Source organism: Actibacterium sp. EMB200-NS6, assembly GCF_001305615.1.
In the GTDB taxonomy this organism is placed as follows: domain Bacteria; phylum Pseudomonadota; class Alphaproteobacteria; order Rhodobacterales; family Rhodobacteraceae; genus Actibacterium_A; species Actibacterium_A naphthalenivorans.
Genome location: NZ_CP010870.1, coordinates 174,166 through 184,737, shown reverse-complemented (window position 1 = coordinate 184,737; position 10,572 = coordinate 174,166). Strand labels below are relative to the sequence as shown.

Below are 10,572 nucleotides of genomic sequence, written 5' to 3'. Positions count from 1 at the left end.
ACCTCGAACAGGGTCAAGAAGATCATCACTGGCGCAATGCCAATTAGCAGAGCGATCATGAGCCGGGACGCCACAACAATAAATGCCGCCAACCCGCCAAGAATCGAGAGCAGCAGAACCCCAAGTGTGTCAAGCAAGGCACCCGCCATCCAGTTCAGCTCAGATCCCGCAGCATTCAGATAATCCCCTAGCGCTGCAATCAGTTCGTCAAATTCCTCTGCAAAGGTACCGGACGGACCAGGTGATCCGCCGCCGACAGAAGCCACAAGGGCGCCGGCAATGCTGTCAATTCCGTTCAGTATTGCTGAGGCAAGCGCATTGAACTGGACCCAGTTGGCCGCGAAGACCCCTATAAGTCCGACCTTCACGGCCAGCCAAAAGGCAGTTCGGCCGTCCATGGCGCGATACTGGTAGATCATGTTGATGAAGACCAGAATGACAACTAGTGTTGTTCCCAGAACCAGCAACGTGCCGACCGTTGCGGCGACCGCGCCGAATTGCGTCTCGGCAGCGGTATTGAGATAGCCTTCAGCGGTTTCCACGAAATAGGTGACGACACTCATGGAGACCTACCAGTTTCCGGTGGCTTCGCAGATAGGCATGGCTTCGCGTCGAAGCTCATTTGCTTGGCGTCGGTATGCGGAAGTCGCTTCCACGATGTCCCAGTATTCAGATGCGGCGAAATGCTCGATGTATACGCGTTCGGCTGCTGCCCAAGATGGATACCGCGTGGGACAGTCGCAGTTTTGCGATTCTACGACGCGCTCCATGCTTTGAGCCCGATATATCTGTTGGATTAAAAGGCGCTTATAGGATTCGCGCACATTGATGTTCTGCATCCACTTCGGCTCAGGTGGCTGGTCTGGGCAAACATTTGGGTGGTTGTCGAGCGTCGGGATCAGGTTCCGCTCGGCTACGCCAGCAGTTGTGCCAAAGATCAAGAGCAGGCCAGCGACTGCGATAGCCCGTGTCATTCCGATGCCGCCTTCATTGTACCAGTCTCACGCTTCAAGAAAGTGGTGTAGCCGTAGTCGCCGGCTTCGGCGGTGATAACCTCCCACCCTTCCGCGCCGCGCTCATTCAAAGCACGTCGCACCTCGTCGTAGTCCTTTTGCTTCTTCACCGGAAAGGACAGGATATCGTATTCAAAGGTTTTCATTGGGAAGCTCCGATCTCATTGGTGCCGGGGAGGTAGAATTCGGTGATGCCGCGTTTGCCATCATGGCGACCGGCCTGGATGATTACGTCGATGGAGTTCTCGATGTACTGGATCATGTCGGCATAGGTCATCGGGATCTCGGTCTTGAGTGCGGCGATGGCCAGACGCTGCACGGCAAGTTGCGGGGTTTCTGCGTGCAGCGTGGTCATTGAGCCGCCATGGCCAGTGTTGATCGCCTCGAGGAAGGTCATGGCTTCCTTGCCGCGCACCTCGCCCAGGATGATCCGGTCGGGGCGCATGCGCAACGTTGCGGTGAGCAGCACATCGGCGGTCTGGAACTCCGCATCGCGATTGGCGATGAGGGTCACGGCATTGGGCTGGGTCGGCAGAAGCTCGGCGGCTTCCTCGATGGTGACGATGCGTTCCTCGGATGGCACGTGCGAGAGGATCTTGCGTGCAGCCACGGTCTTGCCGGTGGAGGTGCCGCCAGAGACGATCATGTTAAGCTTGTTGTCGACGCAAAAGGCCAGCGCATCGTCGATCACGCCCGCGGCCACCACTTCGCGCAGTTCGTGGGTTTTCTCGAGGCGGAGTTCTTCAAGCTTGCGTTCCTTGCCAAAAAGGAAATCAAGCGCAATCCCGTCAAGCGGCAGGCTTGAGAAGAACCGAAGGCTGATCGACATGGCCGAGAGCACGGCAGGCGGGGTGATGACCTGTGCGCGGATCGGGCGCCCCTTGTAGGTGATCGAGACCGAGACGATCGGGCGGTCCTTGCTCATCGTTGTGTTGGCGGAAGAGGCGATCTGGTTGCCGAGGTCCTTCACTTCTGTTGCGGTCAACGCCTGGTCCAGCCTCCGCATGAAGTGATCGCCCTGGAATTCGCCCCAGCAGGTGCCATCAGGGTTGATGCAGATCTCGATGACATCGTCGCGAGCGGCGGCGTCGATCCGGTCGAGCGAGGTTTCGAGATAGCTCAGCGACATGGGCTCAGAATATCTCCAGATCGCGGTCGACCATGACCGTGACGCGGGCGCCCTGGTCGACATAGATGACGGGGCCGATGGAGAGGTAATCGCCTATGACGCTGTCCGTGGCATCTGCCAGATCATCGCCAACGTCTTCGAGAGCGTCGGCGGCAGTCTCATCCTGGACTTCGGAGGCGGCAGCACTGGGTGCTGCTGAGATCAGCGAGATCAGGGCGGCCGACCCGAAACGCTCGGCGAAGCGTGTGTCCACGAAACCGGTGACGCCAGAACGGCCCAGTTCATCACCTCCGAAGGAGCTGATCTGGACGGTCTGGCCCGCGGGCAGGATGATCCGGTCCCAGGCGATGGTGACCCGGCGCTGCGCGATATCGACGCCAGCGCGGTAGCGCCCGATGAGACGGGATCCGCGGGGGATCAAGAGGCGCGCGCCATCGACGCTGTAGACATCCTCGGACACCACGGCACGGGTCTGGCCGGGCAGGGAGCTGTCAAGGGCAGTTTCCATGACGGCCTGGATCATGGTGCCCTGTAGAATCGTGTTGGAGGGATTGGCGATCACCTCGGCCTGCGTCACGGTAGAGGGCAGCGCCCCGTTCAGCACGAAATCCGTCACCTCGCCAAAAGTGCGTTCGGTCAGAGCTGTTTCATTCGCTCCGGAGGCACCGCCAAAAGCGATGGTCGGCGAGGCGATGCGCCGCTCCTGGAAGGCGCGTTCCTCCGCGGCGCGGCGTTCAAGTTCCGCGAGCCGTCTTGCTTCTTCCTCGCGCCGGAGCCGCTCTTCTTCCCGCGCGCGTAACTCGTCCTCGGTGGGCCCGATGGGTGCCGGAAGGGGCCGGTTGGCCTCAAGCTGCGCGAGCTCAAGGTCCATGCGGAGTTGCTCCAGTTCGCGGTCGCGCGCCGTGAGCTCATCGCGAAACTGCTGTTGCGCGGTTTCCGACGCGGCTTGCAGGGCCGCGATCTGCGCGGTCAGCGCGTCAATCGCATCTGCGGCAGCGGTGTCTTCCTCGACAACTGGTTCAGGGGCGTTGCGCAACTCCTCGATCTGGGCCTGCAGCGCGGTGATCTGCGCCAGAAGCTCCGCGTTGGGCTCGACTGGATCCGGTCCGACAAACACAACCTCGGGCTCGGGCGGGGGCAAGGTCTCGATGGCGCCAAAGCCGTCCCCCTCGTTTTGGAAGACATCCGGGGTGGCCGTCGGCAAGGCTTCCTCTTCGTCGGGCTGTGAGAGAAGATAAAGCAGGGCACCACCCGCGCCGATGACGAGGACCACGATCAGCGCGAGAAGGGGCGACCGGCGCTGCGCCGCCGTGGGGGCGCGGGCACTGCCTTTCTCAAGGGCGGCGAGGCGTTTTTCCAGCTCGGTGTTCTCGGTATCGCTCATGAGGCGGCCTCCGCGGGCGGGATCGCCTCGATGCAGACCACCTCTTCGCCAAGTCGCAGGACCCATTGGCGGTTTACGCCGCTGACGCGGATCACACCGTCCTCAGGGGTTTGCGTGTTGACCGTGCGTTCACGGCCGCCCGCGTAGCGGAAGATCGCTGGCACAGGTGCGTTTCTTGGAAAGGCGAAATACGTGAACGTCCCGTCATCCCAGATGCGGGTTGGCGTGAACTCGGTCCGCGCGCTGGCGCCGTAATTGTAGTTCGGCGCTTGGGCGGCGATGGCCCGGATCGGGCGCGCAGCGTCGTCAGGGTAGCGGAACTGCACAACGTAGAAGGTCGGGCTGCGGACCTCCTCGACGTTGAAATAGTAGCTTCGCCTGTTCGTGTAGACCGTCACATTGGTATGGACACCGCGCGCGACGGGCTTGATTGCAAAGGCCTGACCACCGGGGACGCCATCGATCTCGAAGCCTTCCGTGTCGCCCGCGATGATCGAGCGGATGCTTTCACCCTCACCGAATTCGACCGTGGTCACATGGGTGAGCGACACGCTGAGACGGTAGACCTGACCCTCCTGGTAGGTGGCCAAGCGCACTCGGCTGTCGTTGGGACCGCCACGCGGGATGGTTTCGGCAGAGGCGAGGCCGGGCAACAGGGCAATGACAAAAATAAGCGATCTCATATACAACAACGTCAGTTCTCCAATCTGTCGGAGCGGATGGAATATTCGCGCACGGTGAAGCCGAAGGGGTTGGTCCAGACCTCGTCGATGGAGCGGCGGGTCTCCGGGCGGAACTCGAAGAGAAGCGTCGCAGTGAAGAGGCCGGTCTGGGTGCCGTTAATGGACGTCAGGCGCTTGCGCAGGCGGACCGTCGCGCGGTTGGTTCCGATCCGGTTGATGCTGAGGATTTCCACGTCGAGCCTGGCGTTGGGGCCATAGACGGTCGGCGGGTAATTCTCGTTGGCGCTGTTCCAGATCTGGCGCAACCCGCTCTCGGCAGCTCCGTCCGAGCGGCGCAGGACGCTGCGGATGCGCAGATCGTTGTCGAGCTGGTTATAGACCTCGCGGTCGGTCACGTAGCGGAAGACCTCCGCCTCGATGATCGCCTGGTTGGCTGTGACAGACGTCGCGCCCACCGAAGCCTCGGGCAGGGCAAAGCCGGTGGCGGGATCATAGGGCACGACCACAGGCGGCGGATCGACATCGAGGATCGCGACAGCCGCCGCGCTCAGGCATCCGAGAATGCCGAAGATGAGCCCGATGAGCCCAAGGCGCTGCCAGAGGCGTTCACGGCGCAGAGCACCATAGACCAGCTCTTCTTCGATGATTTCCTGTTCACTCGCCACGCGTCATGCCTCAAATCAGTCTGCGCGCAGGTCCGGCAGCGTAAAGTCCATGAAGCGCTGCTCTTCGGCGATGGTGGCGGCATCGATCACGCCGCCTGTGCCATCGCCCACGGTCTGCACCGCTTCGAGCTGCCACATGGCGACCAGCGCGATGGCCAGTTCCGCCGTGACGCGGGTGTTGAGATCGACGCTTTCCTTCAGCTCATCCATGTCGTCGATGAGCCCGACAAGGCGGTCCACCCGCTCGAGCGATTGGCCGGCATCCTCATAGCTGTTCTGGGCGGCGGCCGAGACAAGGGCACCGGTGGTGGCCTGCGTCGCCACGCGGTTGGCCCCGGGATTGCCGCTGGTGGCCATTTCCGAGAGGGTGTCATCGTCAAATCCGAGATCGGCCAGCACCCGGTCCATCTGTGTTTCGATCTCGCCTGCGCCAGAACCGGACAGGCCGGAGAAATCCCCAGTCTTGATCGCCTCAATCGTGGCGAGGATGTCGCCGAACTCCTGGTCGAGCAGACCATTCAACTCGTCTTCCATTTCCGTCCGGATGATCTCCGGCAGTTCGGCGAGGCGGGTGAGGGCCTCGTAGGTTCTTTGCAGCTCCGCGAGTTGGTCCGTGAGAAGGCCGAGCTGTTCGCGGAGCTGCGTCAGCTGCTCGTTTTGCAAGATCTCGTCCTCGATCATCTGCCGCAGCTGCTGGATGTTTTGCGCGATGTTCTGGGTATCGACGACGGGCACGCCTTGCGCGAGGACGGGGGATAGGGCGCCAAGATGCAGACCAACCCCAAGTGTCGTGGCCAAAGCTGTCCTCAAGAGCAGATGTCCCATCATTCAATCTCCCTGATCGTAAAATCCATGAACGCGCCTTCGGCCATGCGGGCGCTGGCCTGGGCCAGCTCTTCGGCGGAGAGCACGCGGGTGCGGGCGGCCTGAAGCCGGATGCGGGCGGCCACGAGACGCACGAGTTCGGCGCGGGCATAAGTGTTGAGCGCAACGCTCTCCTGCACATCCTCGGTCTCGGAAATCCGTTCGACGATATCCGCAATACGTAGGGCGGCTTGCCTGATCGCGGCGGGTGAGTTGTTGCCATAGAAGGCCGCGCCGTGCCCAGTGAGCGAGAGGTTGGCATTGGCCAGAAGCGCGGGGTCGATCGTGCCAAGCGCTTCGATCCCGCCGATACGGGTCAAATAGAGGTTATAGCGTTCGGGGATCACCTGGACGTAGTGCTGGGTCTCGCGAAAGGGTGGCACGCCGCCATACTCGAAAACCCGGCCGGGTCCCGCGTTATAGGCCGCGAGCGCATTGATGATATTGCCGTCGAAGGTGTTGAGCTGTGTCGCGAGATAGCGTGCACCGCCATGCACCTGCAGGTAGGGGCTGTCATAGTATTCCGGATTGATGCCCAGATCGCTGGCGGTACCGGGCATGATCTGGGTGAGGCCAAAGGCGCCGACGGGAGAGCGTGCACCGATGGTGAAACGGCTTTCCTGCCAGATCAGCGCCTGTAGGAGTGCGCGCCATTGGACCGGGGAGAGGCCCGCGCGGCCAACGCCGGCAAAGCCGCTGGTCTCCTGAGCCACGCGGATAATGAGCTGCTCGATGTTTTCCGCCGCATCCCCGAACATCTGCGCACCGCCGGGATTGGGGTCGATGTCGGCATTGCCATAGACCGCCTCGACTGACCGGGCCGGATCCCCGCTGCCGCTTTCCAGCCCCGAGACCATAGCCGGCAAGCCCTGACCGCCGAAGCTGGTCTGGGCATCGAGGATGCGTTGCAGGGTTTCCAGCTGCTCCCGTTCGATCTCGGCAATGAGTTCGCGCACGGCAAGCTTGTCGGCCTGAACGGCCAAGTCAGCCTCGCGATCGCCAGTCTCGACGATGTCACGCGCGGTCAGCCCACTGTCATTGGTCGGCACGCCTTGAGACAAAGCGAGACCGGGCAGCAGGCAAAGGGCCAGGATATGAGGCAGGCTAGACTTCAATGTCGCCCTCCGGTGCGCCAAGGGGCGTGAAGGTGCAATCAGGCGAGATGGCTGTCGTGGAGGCGAGGAAGGTGAAGCAATTGGCCTGCGGTTCCTGGTACTGGGCACAGGAGGCCAACGCACCGAGCGCGGCAACGAACATCAAAATACGGGTCATGAAAGCCTCCAGAAATCAGGGCGGTCGCGGTAATCGGCGCCGACAAGCGCTTCGCCCTTTTCCATGCCGCCAAGGATGGTGAGATTGGGTCCAAGCGCGCTCAGATCGGCATCGACGACGATCGAGCCCTGATCGTCGCGGATCAGCGCCAAGCGGCTGTTGCTGCCCGTGTTGAGAAGGACATCGAGCTCCTTCTCCGTGAGGTTCAGCATGGCGTAGTCCGCTGGCTGCGCGCGGATATTGGGGAGCAGGATCTGCGTCGGCACCGCCTCGATGATGGTCTTGCCGGTCCGGGTGCGCTCGAGCTGGCTTGCGTATTGCGTCATCATCACCGCGACCGTGTTCTGTTTGCGCGCTGTCACCAGCCAGTTCGACAGCCGCTCGGCGAAATACGCGTTATCGAGGGCCTTCCAGGCCTCGTCGATCACGATGATGGTGGGGCGGCGGTCCTCGATTTCGCGCTCGACCCGGCGGAAGAGATAGGACAGGACCGCCATCCGTTCCTTGTCGGCCTCGCTGTCGAGAATGCCGGTCAGATCGAAGCCCACCACATCGCCCTTGAGCGAGAACGTGTCCTCGAGGCTCTGCCCGAAGATCCAGCCATAGCGGCCGTCCTCGGTCCATTCGAGCAGGCGCTGGTGCAGATCGCCGCCATCGTCGGTGGACACAAAAAGCGATGCGAAATCCCGCCAGTTCCGCAGGGCCGGATTGGAGGCCTGGGCATTCTGGCGCACCACTTCCTGGATGCGATTGGTCTGTGCCGGTGTGAGGGGCTTGTCGGCGCGGTAGAGCAGTGTGGTGAGCCAATCCGAGAGCCAGGCGGTGCCGCGCGCATCGGTCTCGGTCCAGAGCGGATTGAGGCCCGTGGGCTGACCGGCGTTCAGGGAGGCGTAGCGCCCGCCATTGGCGCGGACCGCCATCTCCATACCGAGACGGTAGTCGAAGACGAAGACCCGCGCCCCTGCTCGACGGGCTTGGGTCATCAGGAAGGCGGACAGCACCGATTTGCCCGACCCGGGTCGTCCCATGATCAGGGTATGGCCGCTGGTCGGTTCTTTGTCGGGCGAGCCTTGCTCGTGATAGGAAAACCGGTAGGCGCTCTGCTCCGGCGTGGGCAAATATGTCACGACCTGGCCCCAGGGGGTAAGTGCTGCAGGTTTGCCGAGCTGTGTCCGGTGGAAGGCCGCAAAATCCGCGAAGTTGCGGTTGGTGACGGCGCTGGCGCGGACGCGCTTGGGCTGGTTGCCGGGATGCTGGCTGAGGTAATGCGCCTTGGCCGCGACCCGCTCGCCGATCATCTTTACGCCTTCGGTCGCGGCGGCGTTCACGATCTCGGCGCTGAGCGTTTGCAGCTCTTCGAGCGTGTCGCAAAAGAGCGTCACGACCATGTGGTGTTCGCCAAAGCTCTGGCGCTTGGCCTCGAGGTCATCGGCGGCGATGTCGAGGGCTTCCATGAGCGAGAGGGCCGCGTCCTGGCTGGCTTGCATCTGGCGCTTTTGTCGTTTGATCCGGCCTGCCATGAGGTTGGAATTGATTGGCGTAAAGGAGTGCGTCACGATCATGTCGACCGGCAGGTTCAGCATGTCGAACATGGTGCAGGAGGTGCCTTCCGAGTACTCCCCGATGGTGAAACTCTTGCCGTAGCGATGCCCCACGACGCCTTCGGAAAGCTCGAAATGGTCGCCGTTAAACGTCACGCGGGTATTGGCGACGTTGAAGGACAAAAAGCCGTAGGTGTTGGCCGGGTAGAGCGGCAGCTCGGTGCCCGTGTTGAGCGCGCCCAAAAATCCCACCAACTCTCCCGATCCGGCTGACAGCAGGCGCGGCTTGAGCTCGGTAAGCCCCGAGAGGAAGACGTTCACGGCCTCACCGAGGCGCTGCAGGCGTTTGCGGGTCTCCTCCTTCAGTCGGTCCGGCGCGCTGCGGCTGAGGAACGGCAGGAGGCTTTTCGGAGGCGGGCGGTGAATGACGGTGAGCGTCAGTGTTTTGTCGCGGAGCCCGCTGGTCTCGAGTTTCGCGCGCCAGCGCCGGTCCACCTCGCCCGCGAAGCTGTCCTCACGGATGGGGTCGAGATCAGGTTTGATGGCCTTGGAGACCTTGTGGACGTAATAGCTGAATTCCGGCCCAAGCTGCGCGATGATGCGGGCAAAAAGCGCTGTCACCTTGTCGAGATAGGCATCGTCGGTTGTGTAGCTGTTGATCCCCTCGAGCCGAATGCACCGAAAGAGCTCGTTGACCCGGGTGCGCACGGTCTGGTCGTCGACGAGGCTCACATAGGGCAGCATATGCGCAAGCCGGGTCTCGCGCGCATACCAGTCCGGCGTCATTGTGCGGGCATCGAGCGCAGCATCACGGGGCATAGCTGTCCCCGCCATGGATGCTGCGGTTCCGGGTCGGCGGCGTCTCCTGCAGCGCCGTCATCATCACGTCGATGAAACGCGGGTCCCAATCTGCGGCCTTCCACAGCACCGGATAGAGTAGGGCGGCGAAACCCAGCACCGCGATATGCTGGACCCAGACGAACATGAGCACCGAACCGAAGAGCCAGACCATCGCGTACATGATGGGCAGGCCCAGAAGCTTCGGCGGGCGCACGAGGCCGAGAAAGAGAGGCGCGCGCTCAGCCACCGGCAAAGACCGCGGCAACGATGGTGGGGGCGGCGGCAACACCGGCGATGCCCACGAGGACCCAGAGCGCCTGGCGCAGATCGATGATGTTGAAGAACCAGCTGAGAAAGACCCCCAGAACGGCAAGCGTCGCGATGACAACGCCAAGTGGGCCGGTCAGCGCATCGACGATGCCCTGTAACAGGCTCTGGATCGGGGAGAGATCAATGCTCTGGGCGAGGGCGGGTTCGGCAATCAGCAGGAATAGCGCCAGCGAGGCGACAAAGAGGTTTGAAATCTGTTTCATGAATTTGATCCTTCCAATCGGGCCACGACGGCCATGACGCGGGCCACGTGGTTCTGGGTTTCTCGGTAGGGGGGGACGCCGCCATACTGGCGGACCGCATCGGGTCCGGCGTTGTAGGCAGCCAGCGCCAGGTGCGGATCGCCGAACGTCTCCAGCATCATCGCGAGGTAGCGGGCGGAGCCGTCAAGGTTCTGCAGCGGATCACGCGGGTCGACGCCCAGATCACGCGCCGTCGCAGGCATCAATTGACCAAGGCCAATAGCACCTGCACTTGAAATCGCATCCTGCCGGTAGGCGCTCTCAACCTCGATATTGGCTCGATAGAGAGCTAGCCAATCCGTCACGGAAAGCCCCGCGCGACGCAGGCCGGGATGGCCGGCATAGCGCAAGGCCGTGGTCTGAATCCCGGAGAGGACATCGGCGCGGGGCAGGGGAGTCGGGCGGGCAAGGGCCGCGACTTGGACGCCCTCTTGCTCGGCCTCTACCTCGCCGAAGATCGCGATCCCATCGGAGGCCGAACTCTGACCAATCCCTTCATTGTAGTTTCGAGCAAAGCTGCTCTGAGAGCGGGACGGGGTCAGGGAGCCGTCGCTCTCCATGACCAGGACCATTTGCGCTGAGGCAGGTGCTGCGACCAGCCAGAGACAG

General features: G+C 62.5%; 13 protein-coding genes. All 13 read right to left on the bottom strand.

Annotated elements, in window-relative coordinates; genetic code table 11:
- Window positions 1-563 (bottom strand): type IV secretion system protein (locus tag TQ29_RS18615; RefSeq protein ID WP_162231844.1); only part of this gene is annotated, 563 nt, incomplete at its 3' end.
- 407 nt (window positions 564-970) lie between these two features.
- Window positions 971-1,159: a hypothetical protein gene (locus TQ29_RS18610; protein ID WP_054540613.1), complete on the bottom strand. Its 189-nt coding sequence runs from the start codon at window positions 1,157-1,159 to the stop codon at window positions 971-973.
- Window positions 1,156-2,142, bottom strand: a complete 987-nt coding sequence (locus TQ29_RS18605; protein ID WP_043755074.1) for an ATPase, T2SS/T4P/T4SS family — start codon at window positions 2,140-2,142, stop codon at window positions 1,156-1,158. The genes TQ29_RS18610 and TQ29_RS18605 overlap by 4 nt, the downstream gene beginning before the upstream one ends.
- Before the next feature lie 4 nt (window positions 2,143-2,146).
- The gene (locus tag TQ29_RS18600; RefSeq protein ID WP_043755071.1) at window positions 2,147-3,526 is read right to left on the bottom strand and encodes a TrbI/VirB10 family protein; all 1,380 of its coding nucleotides are present in this window, start codon (window positions 3,524-3,526) and stop codon (window positions 2,147-2,149) included.
- On the bottom strand, window positions 3,523-4,209 hold the full coding sequence (locus TQ29_RS18595) for a TrbG/VirB9 family P-type conjugative transfer protein (protein ID WP_173585992.1): 687 nt from the start codon (window positions 4,207-4,209) through the stop codon (window positions 3,523-3,525). Before TQ29_RS18595 ends, TQ29_RS18600 begins: the two co-directional genes overlap by 4 nt.
- Window positions 4,210-4,220: 11 nt before the next feature.
- A complete protein-coding gene (locus TQ29_RS18590) occupies window positions 4,221-4,874 on the bottom strand; it encodes a virB8 family protein (RefSeq protein ID WP_043755065.1) in 654 nt (217 codons plus the stop codon).
- A gap of 15 nt (window positions 4,875-4,889) precedes the next feature.
- Entirely contained in the window at window positions 4,890-5,699 is an 810-nt protein-coding gene (locus tag TQ29_RS18585) for a type IV secretion system protein (RefSeq protein ID WP_040884167.1), read from the bottom strand.
- Complete coding sequence (locus TQ29_RS18580; protein WP_173585991.1) at window positions 5,699-6,853, bottom strand: lytic transglycosylase domain-containing protein; 1,155 nt, start codon at window positions 6,851-6,853, stop codon at window positions 5,699-5,701. The genes TQ29_RS18585 and TQ29_RS18580 overlap by 1 nt, the downstream gene beginning before the upstream one ends.
- Window positions 6,843-7,010, bottom strand: coding sequence for a hypothetical protein (locus TQ29_RS20995; protein WP_008327378.1), 168 nt, complete (start codon window positions 7,008-7,010; stop codon window positions 6,843-6,845). The genes TQ29_RS18580 and TQ29_RS20995 overlap by 11 nt, the downstream gene beginning before the upstream one ends.
- A complete protein-coding gene (locus TQ29_RS18575) occupies window positions 7,007-9,370 on the bottom strand; it encodes a type IV secretion system DNA-binding domain-containing protein (RefSeq protein WP_054540612.1) in 2,364 nt (787 codons plus the stop codon). Before TQ29_RS18575 ends, TQ29_RS20995 begins: the two co-directional genes overlap by 4 nt.
- Window positions 9,360-9,638 carry a type IV secretion system protein VirB3 gene (locus tag TQ29_RS18570; RefSeq protein ID WP_054540611.1) on the bottom strand — a complete coding sequence of 93 codons (279 nt, stop codon included), beginning with the start codon at window positions 9,636-9,638 and terminating at the stop codon, window positions 9,360-9,362. The genes TQ29_RS18575 and TQ29_RS18570 overlap by 11 nt, the downstream gene beginning before the upstream one ends.
- Window positions 9,631-9,924 carry a TrbC/VirB2 family protein gene (locus tag TQ29_RS18565; protein ID WP_009503803.1) on the bottom strand — a complete coding sequence of 98 codons (294 nt, stop codon included), beginning with the start codon at window positions 9,922-9,924 and terminating at the stop codon, window positions 9,631-9,633. The genes TQ29_RS18570 and TQ29_RS18565 overlap by 8 nt, the downstream gene beginning before the upstream one ends.
- A complete protein-coding gene (locus TQ29_RS18560; RefSeq protein ID WP_054540610.1) occupies window positions 9,921-10,535 on the bottom strand; it encodes a lytic transglycosylase domain-containing protein in 615 nt (204 codons plus the stop codon). Before TQ29_RS18560 ends, TQ29_RS18565 begins: the two co-directional genes overlap by 4 nt.
- Window positions 10,536-10,572 lie beyond the last annotated feature (37 nt).